The following is a 26,731-nucleotide window of genomic DNA, read 5'->3' on the forward strand; positions in this document are numbered from 1 at the left end:
CGACAGGAGCGATCGGCATGACGTCCCTCAGCGCGCCGGAAGCCGCCGGCATCCTCGGTGTCAGCGTGAGCACCCTTTACGCGTATGTGAGCCGCGGCCTGCTGCGCTCGCTGCCCGACGGCGCGAGCAAGCGCCGCCGCTACGACGCGGACGAGGTGCGCCTGCTCGCGCGCCGCCGCGCCGACGCAAAGCGCGCGGGCGGCGTCGCCGAACGCTCGCTCGACTGGGGCGTGCCCGTGCTCGAATCGCGGATCACGCAAATCGCCGACGGGCGCCTGCACTATCGCGACGCCGATGCGATCGCGCTCGCGAACGACGCGACGCTCGAGGAAACGGCGGCCCGCCTGTGGGATTGTCCGCCCGCGCGGCTCGCTGCGGCAGCGCTTGCATCGACCGGTTTCGACGCCGCCCAGTGGGAAGACTGGGCCCGCCGCTGGGCCCATCTCGCGCCGCTCGAGCGCACGCTGGTGCTGCTCCCCGCCGCGGCCGCCTCGCTGCCGCGCCTGTGGGCGCAGGGGCGCGACGCGCAGTTCGACGCGGCCACGCTGCTGCTGCGCGTGACGACGGCCGCGCTGGCCGGCATCGCACCGGGCGACGCGCCCGTGCATCGACAGCTCGCCACCGCGTGGCGGATCCGGCGGCGCGACGACGCCGACCTGCTGCGCCGTGCACTCGTGCTGTGCGCCGATCACGAACTGAACCCGTCGACCTTTGCGGTGCGCTGCATCGCGTCGACCGGCACCCATCTGTTCGGTGCGATCGCGGGCGGGCTCGCGGCGCTGTCGGGCCCACGCCACGGCGGCGAGACGTTCCGCGCGGGCGCCCTGCTCGACGAAGCCGCGCGGGCCGCCAACCTCGACCGCTACCTCGCGCTGCGCGTCGCACACGACGAACGCGCGGACGGCGCACGCACGGCGCTGTCCGGTTTCGCGCATCCGCTCTATCCCGACGGCGATCCGCGCGCACGCGCGTTGCTCGACGCACTGCACGCGACGCTGCCCGCCCGGGCACCGCTGCGCATGGCCCGCGCGCTCGCCGCGCGCGTCGAGGCGGCGACCGGCCTGCATCCGTCGATCGATTTCGCGCTCGCGGTGCTGGAGCGCACGCTTGCGCTGCCCGACGGCGCCGCGTTCACGCTGTTCGCGGCCGGCCGCACCGCGGGCTGGATCGCGCACGCACTCGAGCAGTACGCTGACGGCAAGCTCATCCGGCCCCGCGCGCGCTACGTCGGCAGCGACGCGGCTGCCTGAGCGCGGCCGCCGCGCCATGCGGCGAGCCGCCGCCACGCGCTCGGCGCGGCCTGCACGGCCGGCGCCGCCTGCGGGCCGAACGCGAACACCGCGCCGCCCGCCGCCGCGCTGATCCATACGCGCATGCCGGGCAGCAGCGCCAGGGTCTCGCCGGCATGCAACCAGTGATCGTCGGGCCGGCCCTCGATCGTCACCCACAGACTGCCGTCCGCGACCTGCAACGCGGTGCGATCGACGATTCGCCACCGCCCGGCCGGTTCGTTGCCGTCCATCTCGTAGAGTCGCAGTTCGCGCATGGCCGCCTCCGGGTCGCGTGGGTTCGATGACGCCAGTATTTCGGACCGTGGCGACACACGGACAGATACGCCTGCAGACACTTTCGACTGAACTGTATCGGTCCGCCGCCGGACAGGCGTCCGGACCGATCCTGCGTGGCACGGCGGCTTTGCCTACAATGGCGGCTGTCCCGCGCCACCGGTCCGTCCCCATGTTCCAACGTCCGCCCGCCGCCGCTCCCGGCGAAAAGAACCTCACCATAATGCTCTGGCTCGTTGCGACGGGCTTCTTCATGCAGACGCTCGATGCGACGATCGTCAACACGGCGCTGCCGTCGATGGCAGTGAGTCTCGGTGAATCGCCGCTGCGGATGCAGTCGGTCGTGATCGCCTACTCGCTGACGATGGCGGTGATGATTCCCGTCTCGGGCTGGCTCGCGGACACGTTCGGCACGCGGCGCGTGTTCTTCAGCGCGATCCTGGTGTTCTCGCTCGGTTCGCTGCTGTGCGCGAATGCGCATACGCTGTCACAGCTCGTCGTGTTCCGCGTCGTGCAGGGGGTGGGCGGCGCGATGCTGCTGCCGGTCGGGCGGCTGGCGGTGCTGCGCACCTTCCCGGCCGAACGCTACCTGCCCGCACTGTCGTTCGTCGCGGTTCCCGGGCTGATCGGGCCGCTGATCGGGCCGACGCTCGGCGGCTGGCTCGTGAAGATCGCGTCGTGGCACTGGATCTTCCTGATCAACGTGCCGGTGGGCGTCGCCGGCTGCGTCGCGACCTTCTACTCGATGCCCGACGCGCGCAACCCGGCCGTCGGCCGCTTCGACCTGAAGGGCTATCTGCTGCTGACGATCGGGATGGTCGCGATCTCGCTGTCGCTCGACGGGCTCGCCGATCTCGGGATGCAGCATGCGGCCGTGCTCGTGCTGCTGATCCTGAGCCTCGCGTGCTTCGTCGCGTACGGGCTGTACGCGGTGCGCGCGCCGCAGCCGATCTTCTCGCTCGAGCTGTTCAAGATCCATACGTTCAGCGTCGGCCTGCTCGGCAACCTGTTCGCACGGATCGGCAGCGGCGCGATGCCGTACCTGATCCCGCTGCTGCTGCAGGTGAGCCTGGGCTATTCGGCATTCGAGGCCGGGCTGATGATGCTGCCGGTCGCGGCGGCCGGGATGTTCTCGAAACGGATCATCACGCGCCTGATCACGCAGCACGGCTACCGCAAGGTGCTGCTCGCGAACACGATCATGGTCGGGGTGATGATGGCGAGCTTCGCGCTGATGCGCGACACGGTGCCGGTGTGGGTAAAGGTCGTCCATCTCGCGCTGTTCGGCGGCTTCAACTCGATGCAGTTCACCGCGATGAACACGCTGACGCTGAAGGATCTCGGCACCGGCGGCGCGAGCAGCGGCAACAGCCTGTTCTCGCTCGTGCAGATGCTGTCGATGAGCCTCGGCGTCACGGTCGCGGGCGCGCTGTTGGCCACCTTCACCGGGATGCTGCGCACGGTGACGCCGAGCAACACGCTGCCCGCGTTCCATGCGACCTTCATCTGTGTCGGGATCATCACGGCCGCGTCCGCGTGGATCTTCGCGCAACTCGCGCCCGACATCCGCGGCGGCACGCAGCACAAGACCGATCCGTCCGAACGCGCGTGACGCACGGCGCGCGCCGCCACAATCGCCACGGCGGCGCGCGCCGCGCACCATGTCGGTGCAGCACGGCTGCACCGCGCGCGCCCTGCCGGCCGCGACGGCCCGCCGCACGGGGCACGATGCCGTGCATGCTTCTTGCTCGCCTATTCTGTAGGTAAACTGGCAGTCTTCCTTCGGCCGACATCATGAGCATGATCGACATCGATCCACCCGGCTTCCAGCCGCCCCGCCCCGTCGCCGGCGACGACGGGAAGCGGCGCACCGTGCTGTACGGCGCATACACCGTGTTCAGCGTGTTCCAGCCCGTTTTCTCGGTGTCGCACCGCCGCGCGATCGGCTATCACGCGTCGCTGCGCGCGCACGACGAGGACAGCCGCCAGGTCGCGTCGCACGAGGTGTTCACGCAGGCGGCGCGGCGCGGCGACCTGCTCGAGCTCGGCCGGCTCGCCGAATCGCTGCATCTCGGCAACTTCCACGCGTTCGACAGTCACGACGAATGGCTCTTCCTGAGCCTGCACCCGGCGGCGCTGATGGACACCGTCTACGGCGACGCGCTGCTCGCGAACCTGAAGGCGCTCGGCCTGCCGCCGCATCGCGTGGTGCTCGAGGTGCCCGAGCAGGCGGGCGGCGAGACGCCGCGCTATGCGGCGATCGTCGACGGGCTGCGCAAGGCCGGCTTCCTGATCGCGCTCGGCGGCTTCGGCGCGAAACATTCGAACATCGACCGCGTGTGGCACCTGCACCCCGACATCGTCACGCTCGACCGCGGGATCCTCGCGCAGGCGAGCGAACACTCGCATCTCGAGCGCGTACTGCCCGGGCTCGTGTCGCTGCTGCACGAATCCGGCCAGCTCGTGCTGATGGGCGGGCTCTCGACCGAGCGCGACGCGATGATCGCGCTCGAATGCGACGTCGATTTCGTGCAGGGACAGTACTTCGCGGGGCCGAGCGTCGACCCCGTGCAACCGCAGGCCGCCGCAGGCTGCATGGATACGCTGTCGGCCGCGTTGCGGCTGCGCGTCGCGCAACGCGAGCGCACGCAGGCCGAACGCCTCGCGCCGTATGTCGCCGCGCTGGAGGAAGCCAGCCGGAAGCTCGTCGCGGGCGAATCGCTGATCGACGCGGCCGGCGCCGTGCTCGGGTTGCCGGAAACCGCGCGCTGCTTCCTGCTCGATGCATCGGGCCGCCAGATCGGCGACAACGTGCTCGCGCGCGGCAGCGTCTCGCAGCGGGCGAAGCGCTTCCGGCCGCTGCTGCATTCGGAAGGCGCGAGCTGGGAGCGCCGCCCCTACTTCATCCACGCGATGCGCGCGCCCGGCCGCGTGCATCTGACGCCGCCGTACCTGTCGATCAACGAAGCGCACCTGTGCGTGACCGCATCGATCGCCGCGCCGGCCGCGACCGGCATGCAGGTGCTGTGCGTCGACATCAACTGGGAAGCGGCACTCAGCCGCGAATGAGTTCGCGCGGCCGCGCTCACGCGGCGCCGTCGAGGGCGTTGGCGCGGCGCGCGATCAGCCGGTGCACGCGCTTGCCGGACGACGCGCTGACCACCTCGTGCTCGTCGATCACGTGCATGCCGGCGCCGAGCGCCGCATGCATGCGCGCCGAATCGAGCGGCGTATACAAGCGGCCGCGCTCGTCGCGCAGCGCGCCGTTGCCGGCCACCCGCCAGCTCAGGTACAACGTGCCGCCGGGCATCAGCAACCCGGCCAGCCGCGCGGCCGCCGCTGCAGCATCCGCCTGTTCGAGGTGCATGACGACCGTCTCGCACAACACGTTTCGAAACGCGCCGGCCGGCACGCCGGCGAGCGCCGGCAGCGCAGCCAGCTCGAAGGTCAGCGACGGGTGGCGCAAGCGCGCCTCGGCGAGCAGCGCGGCGCTCGCATCGTAGCCGCGCACGTCGAATCCGCGCGAAGCGAGCCACGCGGCGTCGCGTCCCGCACCGCAGCCGACGTCGGCCGTCGGCCCGGGCGAGAAATACTGCTCGAGCAGTGCATACATGTCGTCGGGGGCGGCCTGGTCGAGCCAGTCCTGCGCGTATTGCGCGGCATGGGCTTCGTAGGCATCGAGAGTCGGGCGATCCACCATGGCGATTGCTCCGCGTACGCGTCCTGTCGTGCGACGCACCCCGCATCTTAGCCGTTGCGCGTCGCGCGTGGGATGGCGGGCGACGCGCGGCCCCGCGCCGCTCGCAGGTCGCCGGCGCGGTCAGTTCGGCCCACGGCGCATCGCCGCGCCAGGGCCGGCCGCGATGCCGCCGCGAACCGGCCGCCGAGGGGGCAGCCGACCGCGTCCGCGCCGAACCCGCAGGCCGGCGCGGCCGACGCGTCAGACATGCGAATGCGCGCCGCCGTGCACGGGCCCCGCGCGCCGCTCGACCTCGCGGCGCACGTCGCCGCGCAGGCCCGCGAAAAACGCGACTTCGGCGACGACGAACAGCGGCCCGACCATCAGCCCGACCAGATCGTCGACGAACGCGGGCTTGCGCCCCTCGAACCAGTGCCCGACGAACTGTACGATCCAGCCGACCACGAACGCGCCGATGCCGATCCCGAGCCATTGCGCGGTCGGCAGCAGCGCGAGCGTCTGCGCGGCCCACAGGCCGAGGGCGAACAGCGCGGTCATGACCGCCCCGAAGCGCAGGTCGAGGCGCAGGTAGAACACCGCGAACGCCACCGCGAGCAGCAGCGCCGGCGACAGCGCGACACCGGCCAGCGTGCCGAGCGCCGGCCGCGACAGCAGCACCTCGACCGCGAACACGATCATCGGAATGCCGACCAGATGCGTCGCGATGTTGCGCGCGTCGCGATGGTAGGCCGCATACTGGGAAAGGTGGTCTTCGAGCGTCTTCATGGCGTCTCCTGAACGATCATTGGGCGCTATGATGCGCGTCACGCCCAGGAACCTCTGTCAGCTACCCGACATCGCGTGCCCATGCCCTCGCCGCTCGCCCCGTACCTGCCGCAGATCGAAGCGCACCCGTGGTTCGCCGCGCTGCCGCGGGCGTTGCGCGACGACCTGCTCGCCCGCGCCGCGTTGCGGCACCTGCCGGCCGGCCACGCGCTGTTCCGCCGCGGCGACCCGCCATGCGGGCTGTATGCGGTGCTGGCCGGCGCCCTCACCATAGGCGCGGTCGATCCGCAGGGCAAGGAAGCGCTGCTGACGGTCGCCGAACCCGTCACATGGTTCGGCGAGATCGCGCTGTTCGACGGCCAGCCGCGCACGCACGACGCGATCGCGCTCGACGACACGCTGCTGCTGCACGTCCCGCAGCGCGCGCTGCTCGCGATTCTCGACACGACGCCGCAATACTGGCGGCAGTTCGCGCTGCTGATGGCGCAAAAGCTCCGGCTGAGCTTCCTGACCGTCGAATCGATGAGCGTGATGCCGGCCGCGCAGCGGCTTGCCGCACGGCTGCTGATGATCGCCGACGGCTACGGCGGGATCAGCGCCGGCCGCACGCGCATCCGGCTGTCGCAGGAAAAGCTCGCGGCGATGCTGTCGCTCACACGGCAGACCACCAACCAGCTGCTGAAGGCGCTGCAGGCCGACGGCGTCGTGCGGCTGCATGTCGGCGAGATCGAACTCGTCGATGTCGATGCGCTGCGCCGGGCGAGCGGGCTGCCTGACGGCACTCACTGACGGCACGCACTGACGACGCGCCGCCTCCGTCCTGACGCGCCCGTCGTGACGCCATCGAGCGATCGCCGCAACGCCGCATTCCCGCCGTCATCGCTTCGCGCTATCGTGGCGGCTCGTTCGTCCTTCTCCCCGCATACGCGCTTGAACACGTCCACCCTTACCGCCCCTTCCCGCCACGCGTGGCCTGTCTTCGTCGCGTTCCTGCGGCTCGGCCTCACGTCGTTCGGCGGGCCCGTCGCGCATCTCGGCTACTTCCGCGACGCGTTCGTCACGCGGCGCGGCTGGCTGACCGAACGCGCGTATGCCGATCTCGTCGGCCTGTGCCAGTTCCTGCCGGGGCCGGCGAGCAGCCAGGTCGGGATGGCGATCGGCCTGTCGCGCGCGGGTTATGCGGGAATGTTCGCCGCATGGCTCGGCTTCACGCTGCCGTCGGCGCTGCTGATGATGCTGTTCGCACTCGGCATGCACGCTGCGGGCATGCCGGTCGCGGCCGGCGCGCTGCACGGGCTGCGGATCGTGTCGGTCGCGGTGATCGCGCAGGCGGTGTGGGGCATGGCGCGCACGCTGTGCCCGGATACGCGCCGCGCCACGCTGATGGCGGTCGCAGCCTGCCTCGCGCTGCTCGTGCCGGCCGCATGGCTGCAGGTGGCCGTGATCGTCGCGGCCGGCGCGGCCGGGCTCGTACTGTTGCCGCAGCCCGAGCGCGGCGCGCACGATCCGCTGCCGCTGCACGTGTCGCATCGCGCGGGTGCGCTGTGGCTCGTGCTGTTCGCCGCATTGCTCGTCGCGTTGCCGTTCGCGGCGGGCGCGCTGCATTCGCATACCCTCGCGGTGGCCGACGCATTCTTTCGCACCGGCGCGCTGGTGTTCGGCGGCGGGCACGTCGTGCTGCCGCTGCTGCAGGCAGCCGTCGTCGCGCCGGGCTGGGTCGGCGATTCGGCGTTCCTCGCCGGCTACGGTGTCGCGCAGGCCGTGCCGGGGCCGCTCTTCACGTTCTCGGCGTTCCTCGGTGCGTCGCTGCGCGACGCGCCGAACGGCTGGCTCGGCGGGACGATCGCGCTCGTGTCGATCTTCGCGCCGTCGTTCCTGCTCGTCGCGGGCACCGCGCCGTTCTGGGAACGCCTGCGCCGCAGCACACGCATGCAGGCCGCGCTCGCGGGCGTAAACGCGGCCGTGGTCGGGCTGCTGCTCGCCGCGCTGTATCACCCGGTGTGGAGCGAGACGATCGTGTCGCCGCGCGACTTCGCGGCGGCGCTTGTCGCGTTCGTCGCGCTCGTGTTCTGGCGGGTGCCGCCGTGGGCCGTCGTGATCGCGAGCGCGGCGCTCGGCTGGTTGGCGACGGCGCTCGCCTGATCCGGCAAGTGCCACGCATCGATTCCCGCCCGACCAAAACAAAAAAGCCCTCGTGACGAGGGCTTTTCTTCGGGTGCCGCGCGCCGCAACGGCGCGCAGTACGCATGGACTTACGCGAAGTTCTTCGCTGCGAAGTCCCAGTTCACGATGTTCCAGAACGCTTCGACGAACTTCGGACGTGCGTTGCGGTAGTCGATGTAATACGCGTGTTCCCACACGTCGATCGTCAGCAGCGGCTTGTCGGCCGTCGTCAGCGGCGTGGCGGCGTTGCTCGTCGACACGATGTCGAGCGAACCGTCAGCCTTCTTCACGAGCCATGCCCAGCCCGAACCGAACGTGCCGACTGCGGCCTTCGAGAACGCTTCCTTGAACGCGTCGTACGAACCCCACTTCGCGTTGATCGCGTCGCCCAGCGCGCCCGACGGTGCGCCGCCGCCGTTCGGCGACAGGCTGTTCCAGAAGAACGTGTGGTTCCAGATTTGCGCGGCGTTGTTGAAGATGCCGCCCGACGACTTCTTCACGATCTCTTCCAGCGACAGGTTTTCGAATTCCGTGCCCGGGATCAGATTGTTCAGGTTCGTCACATAAGCCTGATGATGCTTGCCGTAGTGGTACTCGATCGTCTCTTTCGAGATGGTCGGCGCGAGTGCGTCTTCAGCGTACGGGAGCGGCGGGAGCGTATGAGCCATGGCGATTCCTTCGTTGAGTATGTAGGGAGGCTGTGTTGAATGCTGCCGAGCGTCCGATTGTAGGCGAGTCCGAATATCCCCGCAAACTCACGGGCATTTATCCGCGGTATGCAGAAAATCGGCGTTCCCGCTTCATCCGGCAGGACCAGAAGACGGATGCGCAGCATCCGTTCCCGCGCCGGGCGCCGGACCATCCGGAGCGCCGGACGCGCGACCTTCGTTCCGCTTACGCCGCCGCCGTCAGATCGTGTCGGTCAGCCGCGGCTGCACGTCGGCGAGCGATACGTCGGCCGAGCCTTCGGCGAGATGCACGGTCAGGCGGCGCTGCGGTTTCAGCGCATTCGGCGCGCGCACCGCGCGGCCGGTCTGCGTGTCGATCAGCGCCGCGTAGCCGCGCTCGAGCGTGCGCTGCGGGCTCAGCACCTCGAGCCGCGCCGCGCAGGCCGACACGCGCGCGGTATCGCGCTCGTGACGGCGCTGCAGCGCCACCGCGAGACGTTGCGACAGCCCGGCGAGTGCCTGACGCGCCTGCGCCGGGTCGGGCCGCGCGCGCTGCCAGCGCAATTGCGCGAGCGCGAAACGCGCACGCGCATCGCGCACCGGCCGCGACGCGGCCGAGGCGAGCCGCACCGCCAGTTGCTCGACGTGGGTGCGCTGCCGCTGCAGCCGCTCGGCCGGGCTGACGAGCCGGCGCGCGAGCCAGTCCAGCTGCTGCGCGCGCTGCTCGAGCCCGCGTTCCAGGCAGCGCGCAAGCGCGCGCTGCCGGTCGGCCACCTCGCGCAACAGCAACGCGCGCTGCGGACTCGCGAGCTCGGCCGCGCCGGTCGGCGTCGGCGCGCGCAGGTCGGCCGCGAAGTCCGCGATCGTGAAATCGGTTTCGTGGCCGACGCCGCTGACGACCGGCAGTTCGCTCGCCGCGATCGCACGCGCGAGCGCTTCGTCGTTGAACGACCACAGATCCTCGATCGACCCGCCGCCGCGACAGACCAGCAGCACGTCGACCTCGCGCCGCGCGTTCGCCGCCTGCACGGCCGCGACGAGCTTCTCGGCGGAGCCCGCACCCTGCACGGGCGCCGGATAGACGATCACCGGAATGTGCGGCGCGCGGCGCGCGAGCGTGGTCAGCACGTCGCGCAGCGCGGCGGCCTGCAGCGACGTGACGATGCCGATCGCGCGCGGGTGCGCCGGCAGCGGCCGCTTGCGCTCGGGCGCGAACAGGCCTTCGGCCTCGAGCTGCGCCTTCAGCCGCAGGAACGCCTCGTACAGGCGCCCCTGGCCGGTACGCCGCACCGCCTCGACGTTGAGCTGCACTTCGCCGCGCGGCTCGTACATCGTGACGACCGCGCGCACCTCGATCCGGTCGCCTTCGCGCGGCGTGAATTCCGCGTACTGCGCGCGACCGCGGAACATCACGCAGCGCATCTGCGCCTGCTGGTCCTTGATCGAGAAATACCAGTGGCCGCTCGCGGCGCGCGTGAAATTCGACACTTCGCCCGAAATCCACAGCAGCGGAAACGAGCGCTCGAGCATCGTCGAAATCGCGCGATTGAGCGCCGAAACGGGAATCACTTCGTCGCCGCCGCGGGTCGCGCCGGGAGCGGAAAAAGGAGAGTCGGAAAGCATGGGCGGTCGGATGAATGCTGGCGGCGACACGATAGTCCGACACGCGCGCGACGTCCAGCGCCGGCCGCCCGCGCTGCACCATTTGAAAGGTGTCCACACTCTGGCAATCGTCCATCAAAAACGCTTCAAAACCGCGGAAAAACCCAGACGATTCCTCACAACGCATTGATTTTTATAGTTTTTTAAACCTTGCAGTTTGATTTGCCGCCGATTCGATGTCCGCCCGGCGGGCGTTTCACGCGGACAGGCCGGGAGTTTTTCACAGAGTTATCCACAGCCCGCTCCGTTCCGGCCCCATCGGGTGCGTCGCCCGGCCGCGCTTGCCGCGCCCGCGTGCGGCGCGCTAGAGTGCCGCCTTCCGAACCCCTTGCGGCATGCGCCGCCCCACGGAGAATCCGTCTTGACGAATCCGTCCCACGCCGCGGCGCAAGACGCGCCGCGCCCGGCCCGATGAGCGCGCCCGGCGGCCCGCTCGCGCGGCTCGAAGCGCGCCTCACGCGCGAATGGCAGCGACGCGGCGCCCTCGCATGGGCGCTCACGCCGTTCGCGTGCGTGTTCGGCCTGTGCGCGGCGCTGCGCCGCACGGCCTACGCGCAGGGCTGGAAACAACCGGTCGACGTCGGCGTGCCCGTCGTCGTGGTCGGCAACGTGACCGTCGGCGGCACCGGCAAGACGCCGACCGTGATCGCGCTCGTCGACGCGCTGCGCGCTGCCGGCTTCACGCCGGGCGTCGTGTCGCGCGGCTACGGCGCGAACGTGAAGGCGCCCACCGCGGTCGCGCCCGCGTCGCGCGCGAGCGCGGCCGGCGACGAACCGCTGCTGATCGCGCGCCGCACCGGCGCGCCCGTATGGGTGTGCCCCGACCGCGTCGCGGCCGCGCAGGCGCTGCGCGCCGCGCACCCGGACGTCGACGTGATCGTCAGCGACGACGGCCTCCAGCACTACCGCCTCGCGCGCACGGTCGAGCTCGTCGTGTTCGACCACCGGCTAGGCGGCAACGGCTTCCTGCTGCCGGCCGGGCCGCTGCGCGAGCCGCTGTCGCGCCACCGCGACGCAACGCTCGTCAACGATCCATACAGCGGCGCGCTGCCGCCGTGGCCCGACACCTATGCGCTCGCGCTCACGCCGGGCGCCGCGTGGCACCTCGACCAGCCGGCGCTGCGCCGCCCGCTGTCGCAGTTCGCGCACGAGCGCGTGCTCGCCGCGGCCGGCATCGGCGCGCCGGAACGCTTCTTCGCGACGCTGCGTGCGGCCGGCCTCGCGCCGGCGACGCGCGCGCTGCCCGACCATTACGCGTTCGCCGACAATCCGTTCGTCGACGACGCGGTCGATGCGATCCTGATCACCGAGAAGGATGCAGTAAAATTGGGCGCTTCCTGGCGCGACGCTCGGCTGTGGGTCGTCCCCGTCGAAGCCGCGCTCGATCCTCGCCTCATTGCCCTCGTTGTGGAGAAACTCCGTGGACGCTCGCCTGCTTGAAATCCTTGTGTGCCCTATCTGCAAAGGCCCGCTCCACTATGACCGCGCCGCGCAGGAGCTGATCTGCAACGCGGACAAGCTCGCCTACCCGATCCGCGACGGCATCCCCGTGATGCTCGTCGACGAAGCACGCCAGACCGTCGAAGGCACGCCGGTCGACCCCGCCGGCCCGGCCGGCAGCTAAACGCCGCACCGCTGCACCGGCGCCCGGCCGCGCTTCTTCGCGGCCGCGTGCCGGCCCTGCCGGGCGGCCTGCCTTCGACGCGCCGCCCGCCCTGCTCTTCTCACCGCTCAGCCCCGATGACTCATCCGCAGCCCTTCATCGCCGTCATTCCTGCCCGGCTCGCGTCGACGCGCCTGCCGAACAAGCCGCTCGCCGATCTCGGCGGCAAGCCGATGGTCGTGCGCGTCGCCGAGCGCGCGCGCGAAGCGGGCGCGCAGCAGGTGCTCGTCGCGTCCGACGCGCAGAGCGTGCTCGACGCGGCCCGCGAGCACGGTTTCGAAGCGGTGCTGACGCGTGCCGACCATCCGTCCGGCACCGACCGGCTCGCGGAAGTCGCCGCGACGTTCGGGTGGAGCGACGACACCGTCGTCGTCAACGTGCAGGGCGACGAGCCGCTGATCGACCCGGCGCTCGTCCGCGACGTAGCGTCGCACCTCGCCGCGCACCCGGACTGCGCGATCGCGACCGCCGCGCACCCGATCCACGACGCGGCCGATGTATTCAACCCGAACATCGTGAAGGTCGCGCTCGACGCGCGCAACGTCGCGATGTACTTCTCGCGCGCGCCGATTCCGTGGAGCCGCGATGCGTACCAGCCGCACTGGCCCGACGTCGCGGCCATGCCTGCACCGGCCTTTCCGGTCTATCGCCACATCGGACTCTACGCCTATCGCGCGCGTTTCCTGCGCACCTATCCGTCGCTCGCGCAGGCGCCGATCGAGCAGGCCGAGCAGCTCGAACAGCTGCGCGCGATGTGGCACGGCGAGCGCATCGCGGTGCTGATCACCGAGCATGCACCCGAAGCCGGCATCGATACGCCGGCCGATCTCGCACGCGTGCAGGCCCTTTTTCGGCCGGGTTCAAAATAACCCGTGGCATAATCAGGCGATTGTGCGAGCCGTCCGCGACCCGCGCGCCCTAGCTTGACCCTGCCACGGCCCGTCCCGGCAGCCGCGCGTCGCCTTTCGCCGACGCGCCGCATCAGACCGGTCCGCCGCGCGCAAGGCAAGCCCCGCGCACGCTGTCGCCGACGCTTTTGCGTCTCGCCACACGAATCTACATACCGGAGATATCACCATGCGTTTGATCCTGTTGGGTGCGCCCGGCGCGGGCAAGGGTACCCAGGCAAACTTCATCAAGGAAAAGTTCGGCATCCCGCAAATCTCGACGGGCGACATGCTGCGCGCGGCCGTCAAGGCCGGCTCGCCGCTCGGCGTCGAGGCGAAGGGCTACATGGACGCCGGCAAGCTCGTGCCGGACGCGCTGATCATCGGCCTCGTGAAGGAGCGCCTGAAGGAAGCCGACTGCGCGAACGGCTACCTGTTCGACGGCTTCCCGCGCACGATCGCGCAGGCTGACGCGATGAAGGAAGCCGGCGTCGCGATCGACTACGTGCTCGAAATCGACGTCCCGTTCTCGGAGATCGTCGAGCGCATGAGCGGCCGCCGCACGCACCCGGCATCGGGCCGCACGTACCACGTGAAGTTCAACCCGCCGAAGGTCGAGGGCAAGGACGACGTGACGGGCGAACCGCTGATCCAGCGCGACGACGACAAGGAAGAAACCGTCCTGAAGCGTCTCGAAGTGTACGAAGCGCAGACCAAGCCGCTGATCACGTACTACGGCGACTGGGCGCAGCGCGGCGAGGAAAACGGCCTGAAGGCCCCGCAGTATCGCAAGATCTCGGGCCTCGGCAGCGTGGACGAAATCCGCGAGCGTGCGTTCGACGCACTGAAGTAAGCACCGCGTCGTGCACCGCAAGCCGCCCTTTCGGGGCGGCTTTTTTTTGGTTCATCGTGGAATTGCGTGAACCGGCGACGATGCATGTGCCTCTGGCCGCGCAAATCCCAACGCTGTCGCCGCGATGAACGTGGTCACCCGTTGTGCGCGAATGCCAGCACGATTGCGTTGCCCAGTTCATCGACAACCCTGGCCGACGCGCCCGGTGCCGCGAACATCGTGAACTCGACATCGGGCAGGGCCGGCAGGCCGGCATCCGGCGGAATCGCACGCAAGCCGTGCGCAAGTTGTGTGTGCACGATCGGCGTCACCGCAAGGCCCGCGTGCGCGGCGGCGCACAGGCCGGCGCCGCTCGGGCACACGAGCACGATCCGGTAATCCACGCCCGCTCGGGCCAGTGCTGCCAGCGAGGCCTCGCGATACGGGCAGGGTTCCGGCAGCAGCGCAATCGGCACCGGTACGCCGGGCGTGAGCGACGCCCAATCCGCACCGGCCCACACGAGCGGCTCGCGCCAGAGCACGCGTCCGGCGGGCCCGCCGTGGCAGCGCCCGCCCATCACCACATCCAGTTCACCGTGATCCAGCGCCTGGAGCAGATCGCCCGGGATACCCACTCTGATGCTGAATGCGATGCGCGGGTACCGCCCGGCAAACGCCTTCATCACATGCATCAGCCTGACGTTGGCGAGGTCTTCCGACAGACCCACGCGGATCGTGCCCGCGCTCGGTTCGCGCAGCAGTTGCGCCCGCGCGTCCTGATTGAGCGCGAGGATGGCGCGCGCGTAACCCAGCAGCAGCTCGCCGTCCACCGTGAGCGCGACCGAGCGCGTGGTGCGCACGAGCAGGTCACGGCCGACCTGTTTTTCCAGACGGCGCAGATGCGCGCTGACCGCGGACTGCGTCAGATTCAGACGGGCCGCGGCATGCGTGAACCCGCCTTCCTGGACGACGGCCACGAAGGAGCGCAGCAAAACGGTATCGAACATGAGATGTCCCGCAATACAGTGCGAATTCTACTGAGTATCGTGATGATACTTTGTTTATATTTCGAATCGAACTATGTTCTGATGAGGGCCGTCAACCCGTCAGGAGTCGTTCCATGTCGACCTTGCTTCATATCGAATCGTCCCCGCGCAAGTCGCGGTCCGCATCACTCGACGTTGCGCACGCGTATCTGGAAGCCTGGCGCGACGCGCATCCGGTGCATCGGGTCGACGTGCTCGATCTGTGGGCGACGCAATTGCCGGAACTCGACGGCGATGCGCTCGATGCCAAATACGCGGACTTGAGCGGCACGCCGCTCAGCGAAGGCCAGCAGCAAGCGTGGGCGGATTTCCGCCAGCTGGCGCAGCGGATGCACGACGCGGATACGCTGCTGTTCTCCGTGCCGCTGTGGAATTTTTCCATCCCGTACAAGCTCAAGCATTTCATCGACGCCGTGTCCCACCGCGGGCTCCTCTTCTCATTCGACGAGCGTGGGTTGGCGGGATTGCTGAACGGCAAGAAAGCCGTCGTGATCTATGCGAGAGGCCTCGACTATTCAAGGCAATCGAGCACGCCCGCCGAGTCGTTCGACTATCAGCGGCCGTTTCTTGAGGCGTGGCTGCGCTTCATCGGTATCACCGACATCGAATCGATCGTCGTCGAGAAAACGCTGTTTGGACCCGAAATCGATCACGCGGGCAGGGAGGCTGCGCGCGAACAGGCAGTGACGCTGGTACACGCGGCTTCAGCATCAGCTTCGGTTGACGGCTGAACTGGCCAACGGCTGGAGACCGCCGAGCGCCGACAGTCTTCCACGTGTTCGCCGGCAATCTTCGATGAACCTTTTTTCCGCCTGCGCCATCCGTTTCGTCCGACCTCGCACGACCGCGCCGGTCTCGCCGGCATCCGGCGGCGCCCCGTACAATCGATCGAATACGTGCGCCGCACGAACCGGCGCGGCGGCCGTGCCTCCGATCGACCGGCATCGGACCCAACCAAGGAGACAGTGATGGAGATTCGCGACAACGTCTTTCTGATCACGGGCGGCGCATCGGGCCTCGGCGCCGGAACGGCCCGCATGCTCGCTCAGGCCGGCGGCAAGGTCGTGCTCGCCGACCTCAACGAAGCAGCCGGCGCGGCGCTCGCGGGCGAACTCGGCGGCGTATTCGTGCGCTGCGACGTATCGAGCGAGGTCGATGCGCAGGCGGCCGTCGACGCCGCGACGCGCGCGGGCACGCTGCGCGGCCTCGTGAATTGCGCGGGCATCGCGCCCGCCGCGAAAACCGTCGGCAAGGACGGCGCGCATCCGCTCGACGTGTTCGCGAAGACGATCAACGTCAACTTGGTCGGCACCTTCAACATGATCCGGCTCGCGGCCGCCGCGATGGCCGCGACCGCGCCGAACGCCGGCGGCGAACGCGGCGTGATCGTCAGCACCGCGTCGGTCGCCGCGTACGACGGGCAGATCGGCCAGGCCGCGTATGCGGCGTCGAAGGCCGGTGTCGCTGGCATGACGCTGCCGATCGCGCGCGACCTGTCGCGCCACGGCATCCGCGTGATGACGATCGCGCCCGGGCTGTTCGAGACGCCGATGCTGCTCGGCATGCCGAAGGACGTGCAGGACGCGCTCGGCGCGATGGTGCCGTTCCCGCCGCGGCTCGGCAAACCGGACGAATACGCGATGCTGGTGCGCCAGATCGTCGAGAATCCGATGCTCAACGGCGAAGTGATCCGCCTCGACGGCGCGATCCGGATGCAGCCGAAGTAAGTGCAAGCAAGCAGCTGCAAAAAAAACGCCCGCGATGCGGGCGTGTCGACGTTCGGGGCGCCGGTGAGACTGCGACGGCTCAGTCCTCGCCGTCGCGCTGCATCCGCTGCCGCAACTCGGTCACCTGCGACTCGACGACGGTCGCGTCCTCCGCATCGGGCCGCTCGCCGAGATACTGCTCGAGATCCTCGAGCGCGGGGCGCAGGTAGTCGAGCCGCGCATACGCGAAGCCGCGGTCGCGCACTTCGTCGAGCTGTTCCGGCAGCAGGATCACAAGCCGCTGCTGCACCGCGAGCAGCCGCTGCCAGCGTTCCGTCTGCAGATAGATCGTCTTCAGGTTGCGCAGCATCCGCGCGATGATCTCGCGGCTGGTGGCCGGCTGCAGCAGCGCGCGCAACGCGCTGTCGACCGCGCCCGCCGCACGCGCGACGTAGGGCTCGAGCATCTCGACCATCTCGGCCTCGGACAGCGAATGGCCGTTGGTCGGATCGATGATCAGGTCGCCGTCCGGCAGCGTCACGCGCAGCAGGAAGTGGCCGGGGAACGACACGCCGCGCGCCGGCACGCCGATCTGCTCGGCGAGCTCCAGGTACAGCACCGACAGCGAGATCGGAATCCCGCGCCGCCGCTTCAGCACCGCGTTCAGGTGGCTGTTATCGGGGTCGTAGTAATCGTTGTGATTGCATGCGAAGCCGAGTTCGCGGAAGAAGAATGCGTTGAGCGCGGCGACGCGGTCCTTCAGGTCCGCATCGTCGCCGAGCCGGCGGCTCAGCCGCGCGGCCAGGATGTCGATTTCGGCCAGCGTACCCTGCAGGTCGAGGTCGGGATACGCGTCCTGCGCAAGCGACAGCGCGGTTTCCGTGACGGGCAGACTGTCGTCGTCCGCCACGAGCGTGCTGAAGTAGTCGAGGACGCGGGTCATTGCGGTCGTCACTTGGCGCGCCTTCTGAAGTAAGCGTATTTGAAGCCCATCACCCACAACATACCGAAATATAGTGCAGCGAACAGCACGAGGCACGCGGCCATCAGTGCAATGCGATCGAGCGGCTGCGCACGCATGCCGGCCCAGTCGAAGTTGATCGCGCACCAGTGCATCAGGCCGGCGAGCACGAGCGCCGCGCCGATCAGCTGCACGAAGAAGCGCAGCCAGCCGGGCGACGGCTGGTAGATGCCGCGCTTGCGCAGCCCGAGGAACAGCAGCAGCGAGTTCAGGCAGGCACCGACGCCGATGCTCAGCGTGAGGCCCGCATGGCCGATCAGCGGCACGAACACGTAGTTCGAGATCTGCGTGACGATCAGCACGCCGATCGCGATCTTCACCGGCGTCTTGATGTCCTGCTTCGCGTAGAAGCCCGGCGCGAGGATCTTGATCAGGATGATGCCGACGAGACCGATCCCGTAGGTCGCGAGCGCGCGCGCGACCATCGTGACCGTATGCGCGTCGAACTTGCCGTAGTTGAACAGCGTCGCGGTGAGCGGCGTCGCGAAGAAGAACAGCGCGAGCGCGCTCGGCGCCGCGAGCAGGAACGTGACGCGCAGCCCCCAGTCGAGCAGCGCCGAATATTCATGCGAATCGGCGTCGACGTGCGCCTTCGACAGGCTCGGCAACAGGATCGTGCCGAGCGCGACGCCGAGCAGCGCGGTCGGGAACTCCATCAGGCGGTCGGCGTAGTTGATCCACGAGACCGCGCCCTGCCCGAGCCGCGACGCGATGTTGGTGTTGATGATCAGCGACAGCTGCGCGACCGACACCGCGAACGTCGCGGGCACCATCTTGGCGAGCACCCGCTTCACGCCGGGATGACGCAGCGCGCGCACCGGGTTGAGGCCGATCAGCGGCACCATGTCGATCTTCTTCAGCCCCGGCAGCTGCACGATGAACTGCAGCACGCCGCCCACGATGACGGCCCACGCGAGCGCGTAGACCGGCACCTTCAGGTGCGGCGCGACGAACACGGCCGCGGCGATGAACGCGACGTTGAGCAGCACCGGCGCGAACGCCGGCAGCGAGAAGCTCTTGTAGGTATTGAGCACGCCTGACGCGAGCGTCGTCAGCGAGATGAACACGATGTACGGGAACATGATCCGCGTCATCGTGACCGCGAGCGGGAACGCCTGCCCGTCGGTATGCAGGCCGGACGCGACCGCGAACACGACCCACGACGCGCCGGCGATCCCGACGACCGACAACACGGCGAGCGCCCACGCGAGCACGGTCGACATCGCGTCGACGAGCGCCTTGGTCGCATCGTGCCCCTGCTGGTTCTTGAACTCGGCCAGGATCGGCACGAACGCCTGCGAGAACGCGCCTTCGGCAGACAGGCGGCGCAGCAGGTTCGGAATGCGGAAAGCGACGTAGAACGCGTCGGTGTATTGACTGGCGCCGAACGCACGGGCGATCAGCGTCTCGCGGGCCAGTCCGGTCACGCGCGACAGCAGCGTGAAGCCGCTGACCGTCAGCAGGGCTCGGAATAGATTCATGGGGCGCTTATTATACGGACGTTGCGTGGCCCGGCACGGACGGATGGCGAAAAGGGCGCGCGTCGCCGGCGCCCCCGTCCGGCCGACGTCACGTTGACCTTGCCACGCGCTTGATTTTGTTGCTATAATCGCCGGTTTCTGAGCCTGTTACATGCACGGCGCCTGTCGTTTTCATGTCTCGGCCTCGGTTAAAATCACCGTTTTTTATGCGCCCCTGGGCAATCGCTCTCAGGGGACGGATCGAAAAGCAGCGCTTGGCCGTCAGGCTCCAAGCTCTGGAAACAGGACAGGATAAGGAACCGTCATGGCTAACTCCGCACAAGCACGCAAGCGCGCCCGCCAAGCCGCGAAGGCAAATTCGCACAACTCGGCGCTGCGCTCGAAATTCCGTACCGCGATCAAGTCGGTTCGCAAGGCTGTTGAAGCCGGCGACCAGGCAAAGGCTGCCGAGCTGTTCAAGGCTGCCGTGAAGACGATCGACACGATCGCCGACAAGAAGATCGTTCACAAGAACAAGGCCGCTCGCAGCAAGAGCCGCCTCGCCGCAGCCGTCAAGGGTCTGCAGGCAGCAGCGTAAATCCGGCGTGCCCGCTTCGGCGGGCGCTCCTGTTTCCTGCGATCGCAAAAAAGCCCGCCTAGGCGGGCTTTTTTGCTGTGCGTCGCCCGCGCATCGCGCCGGGCGACCGCCAGGCAGGGGCGCGGCACGCGCCCTCGCCCGTCGAACTCACTTCTTCTCGTGGTAGTCCGGCAGCTCGCACGCCTCGGTGACGACGAGGTTGTTGTCCTTCGCGAAATTCAGCACGAAATCGAACGCCATCGGCTCGACGTCGCGCAGCCGGGAATCGAGGATCACGCATTTGAGGTCGCCGAGCATCGTCGGGCGCACGTACAGCGAATATTTCAGGCGCGCGTTCGGCCCGCTCGCACCGGGCCCGAAGCAGGCCATCACGCCGGCCAGACGCTCCGACCAGTCGCTCGGGCGAAACTTTTTCCCGTCTTTCGTAATGCCCTGGATGAAGAATTCGGTCGGAGGGGTTTCAGCCATGTGGTTACCCAAGTGACGGCCCGGCGATGTCCAGGCGACAGCGCCCGGATACGCGAACACAAAGCTCGAGCGGACAGCGGCACTCGCGCTCCGATATCCCGAAAAAAACAGGCTGTCGAGGCGTGCCGCCGACGCGCCGCACCGGATTTGTGCAGCGCATGGCTTGTGTCCGGCAGAGCGCGAAGAGGCTTGCCTGCCGGGCTGGAGAAAACTTTTGGATTATACCGCAGCGCGGCATCGCGCGTCGTCTCGCCGCCCCTCGTCCGGCGCCTTCCAGCGTGCGCCACGATCCCAACCCGGTTTTCGTCGCGGCTCGTCAAAGCACAGAAAATCCTTTATGCTGCTTTGAGTTATCCACACCCGACGGCGGCGCCGTCCGGCCGCGCGGCCGGTTCAGACCCGCCGTATTTCGTTTCATGACCGCCAAAACCATTCGTCACTACCTGCAGTTCAAGGATTTCTCGCTGGAAGACTACGAGTACGTGCTCGAACGCACGGGTATCCTGAAGCGCAAGTTCAAGAACTACGAGACCTATCACCCGCTGCACGACCGCACGCTCGCGATGATCTTCGAGAAGAGCTCGACGCGCACGCGCCTGTCGTTCGAAGCCGGCATCTTCCAGCTCGGCGGCCACGCGGTGTTCATGAGCACGCGCGACACGCAGCTCGGCCGCGGCGAGCCGGTCGAGGATTCCGCGCAGGTCATCTCGCGGATGGTCGACATCATCATGATCCGCACGTTCGAGCAGGACGTGATCACGCGCTTCGCGGAAAACTCCCGCGTGCCGGTGATCAACGGCCTGACCAACGAATACCACCCGTGCCAGGTGCTCGCCGACATCTTCACGTACTACGAGCACCGCGGCCCGATCGCCGGCAAGACGGTCGCGTGGGTCGGCGATGCGAACAACATGCTGTACACGTGGATCGAAGCCGCGCAGATCCTCGGCTTCAAGCTGCGCCTGTCGACGCCGCCGGGCTATGCGCTCGACATGAAGCTGGTGGCGCCGGACAGTGCGCCGTTCTACGAGGTGTTCGACGATCCGAACGAAGCGTGCAAGGGCGCCGATCTCGTGACGACCGACGTGTGGACGAGCATGGGCTTCGAAGCCGAGAACGAAGCGCGCAAGCAGGCGTTTGCCGACTGGTGCGTCGACGAGGAAATGATGGGGCACGCGAATCCCGACGCGCTCTTCATGCACTGCCTGCCCGCGCACCGCGGCGAGGAAGTGACGGCCGGCGTGATCGACGGCCAGCAGAGCGTCGTGTGGGACGAGGCGGAAAACCGCCTGCACGTGCAGAAGGCGCTGATGGAGTTCCTGCTGCTCGGCCGCCTCAAGCACTGACCGCCGCACGCATTACGTGCGCATTACGCGCGCATGCCGCCATCCGCGCGGCATGCGGAAAAAAGGCGCCGATCGTCGTCGATCGGCGCTTTTTTGTTGGGTCGGACGAACGCGAATGAACCGCGCAGCGCAACACCGCGTTACAGGCACACGGGCTCGGGTTCGAGCTCGACGCCGAAGCGCTCGCGCACGTCGTCCTGGATCGCGCGCGCCAGCGCGAGCACGTCCGCGCCCGTCGCGCCGCCGCGATTGACCAGCACGAGCGCCTGCCGGTCGTGCACGGCCGCCGCGCCGAGTGCGCGCCCTTTCCAGCCGCAGCGGTCGATCAGCCAGCCGGCCGCGAGCTTCACCTGCCCGTCCGGCTGCGGATACGACACGACTTCGGGTGCGCGCGCGCGCAGCGCGTCGAACTGCGCGACGTCGATCACCGGATTCTTGAAGAAACTGCCCGCGTTGCCGAGCACGAGCGGATCGGGCAGCTTCGCGCGGCGAATCGCGACAACGGCGTCGAACACGTCGCGCGGGGTCGCGGCGTCCGGCGCGATGCCGCGTGCGTCGAGCTCGCGCGTAACGTCCGCGTAGCCGAGCCGCGGCGTCCAGCGCTTGGGCAGCCGGAACGTCACGGCGACGATCGCGAAGCGGCCGCGCCCTTCCCGCTTGAAGAAGCTGTCGCGATAGCCGAACCCGCAGCGCGCGGCGTCGAAGCGCTCGCTGCGCCCCGTCGCGAGCTCGACGGCGACCAGCGAGTCGAAATAGGTCTTCATCTCGAGGCCGTATGCGCCGATGTTCTGGATCGGCGCGGCGCCGACGGTGCCCGGAATCAGTGCAAGGTTCTCGAGGCCCGGCATCCCGTGCTCGAGCGTCCACGCGACGAACGCGTGCCAGGTCTCGCCGCCGCCGGCCTCGACGTACCATGCGTCGTCGTCCTCGCGCACGACGCGACGGCCGGCGATCTCGTCGAGCAGCACGACGCCGTCGAAATCGCGCGTGAACACGACGTTGCTGCCGCCGCCGAGCACGAGCTGCGGCAGCGATGCGACGCGCGGGTCGCGGTGCAGCGCCTCGAACTGCGCCGCATGCGTGACGCGCGCGGCAAAGCGCGCCTTCGCGGCAATGCCGAACGTGTTATGCGCGGCGAGCGGATGGTCGGGGAGCAGCGACAGGGCGGAATCGTCAGGAGGCATCGGCATTCGCGGTCACGTCCGCCGGGCGGGCATACGGCCGGCCTTGGGCAAACGGAGGGGCATCGGTAAAATGGCAAACAGTCCGCAATTATAGCGAGTGCCCGCGCGCGAGCCGGGCGCCCGCATCTCAAGGGAGAATGCCATGCCATCGTTCGACGTCGTTTCCGAAGCGAACATGATCGAAGTGAAGAACGCCATCGAGCAGTCGAACAAGGAAATCTCGACGCGCTTCGACTTCAAGGGCTCCGACGCGCGCGTCGAGCAGAAGGAGCGCGAGCTGACGCTGTTCGCCGACGACGATTTCAAGCTCGGCCAGGTCAAGGACGTGCTGATCAACAAGCTCGCGAAGCGCAACGTCGACGTGCGCTTCCTCGACTACGGCAAGGTCGAGAAGATCGGCGGCGACAAGGTCAAGCAGGTCGTCACCGTGAAGAAGGGCGTGACGGGCGACCTCGCGAAGAAGATCGTCAGGCTCGTGAAAGACAGCAAGATCAAGGTGCAGGCGAGCATCCAGGGCGACGCGGTGCGCGTGGCCGGCACGAAGCGCGACGACCTGCAGAGCGTGATCGCGATGCTGCGCAAGGACGTGACCGACACCCCGCTCGACTTCAACAACTTCCGCGACTGATCGACGCGGTCGGCCGCGCCGTCAAGCGCGCCGTCAAGCGCGCCGTCGACCACGCCGTCGACCAGTCACGCCGCGCCGCCGGGCCCCGCATGCGGGGCGCCCCGGCGGGCGGCGGCGGCAATCCCCTTCCTCAGGCCTTCCCGCCGTCCTGCGCGCCGCCGTCGGATGCCGCCTTCTTCTTGTCGCCGATCCGGCTTTCCTGCCCCGCCAGCAGCTTCGAGATATTGCCGCGGTGACGCCACACGAGCAGCACGCTCATCGCGAGCACGGCCCACGCGACCGGGTTGTGGCCGGTGCCGAACAGGAACACGTCGAACACCGGTGCGAACACGGCCGCCACCAGCGCCGCGAGCGACGAGTAACGGAAGAAGAACGCGACGATCAGCCAGGTCAGCGCGGTCGCGAGGCCGAGCACCGGGTGCACGGCGAGCAGCACGCCGGCCGCTGTCGCGACGCCCTTGCCGCCCTGGAAGCGGAAGAACACCGGATAGAGGTGGCCGAGGAACACGGCGATCGCGACCCACGCGACGGCGACGTCGGGCAACCCGAAGTGCCGCGCGAGCCAGACGGCGAACCAGCCCTTGAACGCGTCGCCGACGAGCGTCAGGATCGCGGCCTTCTTGTTGCCGCTGCGCAGCACGTTGGTCGCGCCGGGATTCTTCGACCCGTACGAACGGGGATCGGCCAGGCCCATCGCGGCGCTGACGACGACGGCGAACGACACCGAACCGATCAGGTAGGCAACAAGTGCGGCGAGCAGGATCTGCATGCGGAAAACTCTTCTTTCAACGTATCGGTAAAGGGACGGCCGGGCGCGGCGGGCCGGCCCGTCGGGGCAGGCGCCGCCGCGGCGAACCGCCGGCAGGCCGCGGCAGCCGGCCGTGCGGGCCGACCGGCCGAAACGGCGCCCATTCTACCGAACGAGCGCGGCCTGCCACGAAGGTGAAACCCTCAGTCGACGCTCGCGCACTGCACGGGCGTCGCGCCGAGCAGCGTCGTGAGTACCGCCGGCGCGAGGCTGACGAGGTAGCCGCGGCGGCCGCCGTTCAGGTAGATCGTCGGCAATTCGAGGATGGTCGACTCGACGTACACGGGCATCGTCTTGCGCGTGCCGAACGGCGACGTGCCGCCGACCAGATAGCCGGAATGGCGGTTCGCGACGTCGGGCTTGCACGGCTCGACGCGCTTCGCGCCGATCTGCCGCGCGAGGTTCTTGGTCGACACCGTGCGGTCGCCGTGCATCAGCACGATCAGCGGCTTCGCGTGCTCGTCCTCCATCACGAGCGTCTTCACGACGCTATGCTCGTCGACGCCGAGCTGGCGCGCCGACTCGCCGGTGCCGCCGTGCTCGACGTAATCGTACGGATGCTCGCCGAACGCGACGCCGTGGCGGCGCAGCAGCTGGGTCGCGGGTGTCTCGGACACGTGTCTGGATTTGCTCATGGCGGCATTTTAATGGCGAACGACCGGCGGGCGGCGTTGCGGCCATCGCATGCATCGCACGCCATTGCGCACGAGCGCATCACGCCTTCGCCTTCGCCTTCGCCTTCGCCTTCGCCTTCGCCTTCGCGACAGCGTACCGGGCGCCGGCGGTATACTCGCGGCCCTTTTGTCCCGGGCGAGCGCAGCCGCAGCCGCGTCGAGCCGAGCCGATCCGCACCGCACCGCACCGCACCGCACCGGCATCATTGCGGACATCGCGAAGTGCTATTGCCCGATTGACCGATTGTGGCGCGCCCGCCGCCATGGCACGATCGTTCGCAAAACTCGCCGCGCCACTGCACGGCCTTCTTCTGGAGACGCCATGTCCTCGCCTGTCCGCTCATCCGCGCCGCTCGACGTCGCGGCACTGCTCGCCGCGCTGCCCGGCCGCATCGCCGACGTGCCCGCCCGCTGGGCCGCGCAAGCGCCCGCGCACCCGGCGCTGATCGAGGACGCGCGCCGCCTGTCGTACGGCGAGCTGTCGCGGGCCGTCGATGCGGCCGCCGAGCGGCTCGCGCGCCTCGGCGTGCGCGGCGGCGATCGCGTGATGATCGTCGCGGAAAACAGCGTCGCGCAGATCGTGCTGCTGTTCGCAGCCGCGCGCGTCGACGCTTGGGCGCTCGTGTCGAACGCGCGGCTGTCGGCCGGCGAGCTCGATGCGATCGCCGCGCACGCGCGGCCGAAGCTGATCGCGTTCGCGACGGAAGCATCGCCCGATGCGCGCACGCACGCGGCGCGCCACGGCGCGACGCCCGCCGACGCGCTGCCGGTCGACATCGGCACGTGGTCGTACCGCGTCGACGCGAGCGCGCCCGACGAGCCGGTGTCACCCGACGGCGCCGCGCAGTGCGCGGCGCTGATCTACACGACCGGCACGACGGGTACGCCGAAAGGCGTGATGCTGTCGCACCGCAACCTGCTGTTCATCGCGGCGACGTCGAGCGCGCTGCGCGGCGTGTCGCCCGACGACGTCGTCTATACGGTGCTGCCCGTGTCGCACGTGTACGGGCTCGCATCGGTCTGCCTCGGCAGCCTGTACGCGGGGGCGACGCTGCGGCTCGCGCCGCGCTTCGCGCCGGAGGCCGTGCGCGTCGCGCTCGCCGACGAAGGCGTGACGATCTTCCAGGGCGTGCCCGCGATGCACGCGAAACTGCTCGAGCACCTGCACACGCACGCGCACGCATGGCATGCGCCGCGGCTGCGCTTCGCGTATTCGGGCGGCTCGCCGCTCGACGCCGACCTGAAGGCGCGCGTCGAGCGCGTATACGGCGTGCCGCTGCACAACGGCTACGGCATGACCGAGAGCAGCCCGACGATCACGCAGACGCCGCTCGACGCGCCGCGTACCGACTGCTCGGTCGGCGTGCCGATCCCGGGCGTCGAGATGCGGATCGTCGCACCGGACGGCACCGACGTGCCGCCGGGCGAAGTGGGCGAAATCCGCGTGCGCGGGCCGAACGTAATGCTCGGCTACTACCGCAACGCGGACGCGACGCGCGCGGCCGTGTCGCCGGACGGCTGGCTCAGCACCGGCGATCTCGCGCGCCAGGCAGCGGACGGCTCGGTGACGATCGCGGGCCGCAGCAAGGAGCTGATCATCCGCTCGGGCTTCAACGTGTATCCGGTCGAGGTCGAACAGGTGCTGAACGCGCACCCGGACGTCGTGCAGGCGGCCGTCGTCGGCCGTGCGGTTGAGGGCAACGAGGAAGTGCTCGCGTTCGTCGAGCTGGTGCCGGGCGCGGCCGCGACCGAGGCCGCGCTGCAGGCGTGGTGCGCGCAACGGCTCGCGCCGTACAAGCGCCCCGCGCGCATCCGTGTGCTCGATGCGCTGCCCGCCGCATCGACGGGCAAGGTGCTGAAGCACAAGCTGCGCGAACTCGCGTGACG

27 protein-coding genes are annotated in these 26,731 nt (G+C 69.0%); 15 read left to right on the forward strand and 12 right to left on the reverse strand.

The window, feature by feature from the left end; translation table 11 throughout:
- The first annotated feature begins 17 nt into the window (after positions 1-17).
- Positions 18-1,250 (forward strand): citrate/2-methylcitrate synthase, encoded by a 1,233-nt coding sequence (locus tag DID99_RS02610; protein ID WP_124666025.1) that lies wholly within the window; start codon positions 18-20, stop codon positions 1,248-1,250.
- Here the strand turns inward: DID99_RS02610 and DID99_RS02615 are convergent.
- Positions 1,223-1,546, reverse strand: coding sequence for a DUF2917 domain-containing protein (locus DID99_RS02615; protein ID WP_124666026.1), 324 nt, complete (start codon positions 1,544-1,546; stop codon positions 1,223-1,225). The genes DID99_RS02610 and DID99_RS02615 overlap by 28 nt on opposite strands.
- Before the next feature lie 191 nt (positions 1,547-1,737).
- On the opposite strand from DID99_RS02615, the gene mdtD reads away from it, so the two are divergent.
- Together mdtD and DID99_RS02630 are read left to right on the forward strand one after the other, a co-directional pair.
- On the forward strand, positions 1,738-3,177 hold the full coding sequence (gene mdtD / locus DID99_RS02625) for a multidrug transporter subunit MdtD (RefSeq protein WP_044845573.1): 1,440 nt from the start codon (positions 1,738-1,740) through the stop codon (positions 3,175-3,177).
- A gap of 182 nt (positions 3,178-3,359) precedes the next feature.
- Positions 3,360-4,634 carry an EAL domain-containing protein gene (locus tag DID99_RS02630; protein WP_044845572.1) on the forward strand — a complete coding sequence of 425 codons (1,275 nt, stop codon included), beginning with the start codon at positions 3,360-3,362 and terminating at the stop codon, positions 4,632-4,634.
- 16 nt (positions 4,635-4,650) lie between these two features.
- Here the strand turns inward: DID99_RS02630 and DID99_RS02635 are convergent, their stop codons facing one another.
- Positions 4,651-5,265 carry a bifunctional 2-polyprenyl-6-hydroxyphenol methylase/3-demethylubiquinol 3-O-methyltransferase UbiG gene (locus tag DID99_RS02635; protein WP_124486980.1) on the reverse strand — a complete coding sequence of 205 codons (615 nt, stop codon included), beginning with the start codon at positions 5,263-5,265 and terminating at the stop codon, positions 4,651-4,653.
- Between the two features lie 240 nt (positions 5,266-5,505).
- Positions 5,506-6,030, reverse strand: coding sequence for a DUF962 domain-containing protein (locus DID99_RS02645; protein WP_044848582.1), 525 nt, complete (start codon positions 6,028-6,030; stop codon positions 5,506-5,508).
- An 81-nt stretch (positions 6,031-6,111) separates the two neighbouring features.
- Here DID99_RS02645 and DID99_RS02650 point away from each other — a divergent pair, with 81 nt between their 5' ends.
- Positions 6,112-6,819, forward strand: a complete 708-nt coding sequence (locus DID99_RS02650; RefSeq protein WP_044848581.1) for a Crp/Fnr family transcriptional regulator — start codon at positions 6,112-6,114, stop codon at positions 6,817-6,819.
- Positions 6,820-6,960: 141 nt separating this feature from the next.
- On the forward strand, positions 6,961-8,172 hold the full coding sequence (chrA, locus tag DID99_RS02655) for a chromate efflux transporter (protein ID WP_124522999.1): 1,212 nt from the start codon (positions 6,961-6,963) through the stop codon (positions 8,170-8,172).
- 110 nt (positions 8,173-8,282) lie between these two features.
- Here the strand turns inward: chrA and sodB are convergent, their stop codons facing one another.
- A complete protein-coding gene (gene sodB / locus DID99_RS02660) occupies positions 8,283-8,861 on the reverse strand; it encodes a superoxide dismutase [Fe] (RefSeq protein ID WP_124486975.1) in 579 nt (192 codons plus the stop codon).
- 240 nt (positions 8,862-9,101) lie between these two features.
- Complete coding sequence (gene xseA / locus DID99_RS02665) at positions 9,102-10,484, reverse strand: exodeoxyribonuclease VII large subunit (RefSeq protein WP_124522998.1); 1,383 nt, start codon at positions 10,482-10,484, stop codon at positions 9,102-9,104.
- Positions 10,485-10,934: 450 nt separating this feature from the next.
- Here xseA and lpxK point away from each other — a divergent pair, with 450 nt between their 5' ends.
- From lpxK to adk, 4 genes are all read left to right on the forward strand, one after another.
- Positions 10,935-11,963, forward strand: coding sequence for a tetraacyldisaccharide 4'-kinase (lpxK, locus tag DID99_RS02670; protein ID WP_124666028.1), 1,029 nt, complete (start codon positions 10,935-10,937; stop codon positions 11,961-11,963).
- Complete coding sequence (locus DID99_RS02675) at positions 11,944-12,147, forward strand: Trm112 family protein (RefSeq protein WP_006750935.1); 204 nt, start codon at positions 11,944-11,946, stop codon at positions 12,145-12,147. Before lpxK ends, DID99_RS02675 begins: the two co-directional genes overlap by 20 nt.
- 116 nt (positions 12,148-12,263) lie before the next feature.
- A complete protein-coding gene (gene kdsB / locus DID99_RS02680; protein WP_044848576.1) occupies positions 12,264-13,055 on the forward strand; it encodes a 3-deoxy-manno-octulosonate cytidylyltransferase in 792 nt (263 codons plus the stop codon).
- Positions 13,056-13,263: 208 nt separating this feature from the next.
- Positions 13,264-13,926 carry an adenylate kinase gene (gene adk / locus DID99_RS02685; protein ID WP_044848575.1) on the forward strand — a complete coding sequence of 221 codons (663 nt, stop codon included), beginning with the start codon at positions 13,264-13,266 and terminating at the stop codon, positions 13,924-13,926.
- Between the two features lie 134 nt (positions 13,927-14,060).
- Here the strand turns inward: adk and DID99_RS02690 are convergent, their stop codons facing one another.
- Positions 14,061-14,912 carry a LysR substrate-binding domain-containing protein gene (locus DID99_RS02690; RefSeq protein WP_044848574.1) on the reverse strand — a complete coding sequence of 284 codons (852 nt, stop codon included), beginning with the start codon at positions 14,910-14,912 and terminating at the stop codon, positions 14,061-14,063.
- Positions 14,913-15,025: 113 nt separating this feature from the next.
- On the opposite strand from DID99_RS02690, the gene DID99_RS02695 reads away from it, so the two are divergent.
- Both DID99_RS02695 and DID99_RS02700 read left to right on the forward strand, forming a co-directional pair.
- A complete protein-coding gene (locus tag DID99_RS02695) occupies positions 15,026-15,682 on the forward strand; it encodes an FMN-dependent NADH-azoreductase (protein WP_124666029.1) in 657 nt (218 codons plus the stop codon).
- 237 nt (positions 15,683-15,919) lie between these two features.
- A complete protein-coding gene (locus tag DID99_RS02700; RefSeq protein ID WP_124486970.1) occupies positions 15,920-16,678 on the forward strand; it encodes an SDR family NAD(P)-dependent oxidoreductase in 759 nt (252 codons plus the stop codon).
- A gap of 79 nt (positions 16,679-16,757) precedes the next feature.
- Here the strand turns inward: DID99_RS02700 and DID99_RS02705 are convergent, their stop codons facing one another.
- Positions 16,758-17,600 carry a SirB1 family protein gene (locus tag DID99_RS02705; RefSeq protein WP_124486969.1) on the reverse strand — a complete coding sequence of 281 codons (843 nt, stop codon included), beginning with the start codon at positions 17,598-17,600 and terminating at the stop codon, positions 16,758-16,760.
- Between the two features lie 8 nt (positions 17,601-17,608).
- On the reverse strand, positions 17,609-19,159 hold the full coding sequence (gene murJ / locus DID99_RS02710; protein ID WP_044848571.1) for a murein biosynthesis integral membrane protein MurJ: 1,551 nt from the start codon (positions 19,157-19,159) through the stop codon (positions 17,609-17,611).
- Between the two features lie 304 nt (positions 19,160-19,463).
- Here murJ and rpsT point away from each other — a divergent pair, with 304 nt between their 5' ends.
- Positions 19,464-19,736, forward strand: coding sequence for a 30S ribosomal protein S20 (gene rpsT / locus DID99_RS02715; RefSeq protein ID WP_006482211.1), 273 nt, complete (start codon positions 19,464-19,466; stop codon positions 19,734-19,736).
- A gap of 147 nt (positions 19,737-19,883) precedes the next feature.
- On the opposite strand, the gene DID99_RS02720 is transcribed toward rpsT, so the two are convergent.
- A complete protein-coding gene (locus DID99_RS02720) occupies positions 19,884-20,204 on the reverse strand; it encodes a DUF3579 domain-containing protein (protein ID WP_044848570.1) in 321 nt (106 codons plus the stop codon).
- 416 nt (positions 20,205-20,620) lie between these two features.
- Between DID99_RS02720 and argF the strand changes: the two genes are divergently transcribed.
- A complete protein-coding gene (gene argF, locus DID99_RS02730) occupies positions 20,621-21,550 on the forward strand; it encodes an ornithine carbamoyltransferase (RefSeq protein WP_124666030.1) in 930 nt (309 codons plus the stop codon).
- A gap of 140 nt (positions 21,551-21,690) precedes the next feature.
- On the opposite strand, the gene murB is transcribed toward argF, so the two are convergent.
- Positions 21,691-22,740, reverse strand: a complete 1,050-nt coding sequence (gene murB, locus DID99_RS02735; protein ID WP_124486967.1) for a UDP-N-acetylmuramate dehydrogenase — start codon at positions 22,738-22,740, stop codon at positions 21,691-21,693.
- Positions 22,741-22,876: 136 nt separating this feature from the next.
- On the opposite strand from murB, the gene DID99_RS02740 reads away from it, so the two are divergent.
- A complete protein-coding gene (locus DID99_RS02740; RefSeq protein ID WP_014896235.1) occupies positions 22,877-23,362 on the forward strand; it encodes a YajQ family cyclic di-GMP-binding protein in 486 nt (161 codons plus the stop codon).
- 130 nt (positions 23,363-23,492) lie between these two features.
- On the opposite strand, the gene plsY is transcribed toward DID99_RS02740, so the two are convergent.
- Positions 23,493-24,131 carry a glycerol-3-phosphate 1-O-acyltransferase PlsY gene (gene plsY, locus DID99_RS02745; RefSeq protein WP_124570661.1) on the reverse strand — a complete coding sequence of 213 codons (639 nt, stop codon included), beginning with the start codon at positions 24,129-24,131 and terminating at the stop codon, positions 23,493-23,495.
- A 182-nt stretch (positions 24,132-24,313) separates the two neighbouring features.
- Positions 24,314-24,805 carry a Cys-tRNA(Pro) deacylase gene (ybaK, locus tag DID99_RS02750; protein ID WP_044848566.1) on the reverse strand — a complete coding sequence of 164 codons (492 nt, stop codon included), beginning with the start codon at positions 24,803-24,805 and terminating at the stop codon, positions 24,314-24,316.
- Positions 24,806-25,166: 361 nt separating this feature from the next.
- On the opposite strand from ybaK, the gene DID99_RS02755 reads away from it, so the two are divergent.
- Positions 25,167-26,729, forward strand: a complete 1,563-nt coding sequence (locus DID99_RS02755; RefSeq protein WP_124570663.1) for a class I adenylate-forming enzyme family protein — start codon at positions 25,167-25,169, stop codon at positions 26,727-26,729.
- Positions 26,730-26,731 lie beyond the last annotated feature (2 nt).

The sequence above is a fragment of the Burkholderia sp. Bp8986 genome (assembly GCF_003854225.1).
Taxonomy (GTDB): domain Bacteria; phylum Pseudomonadota; class Gammaproteobacteria; order Burkholderiales; family Burkholderiaceae; genus Burkholderia.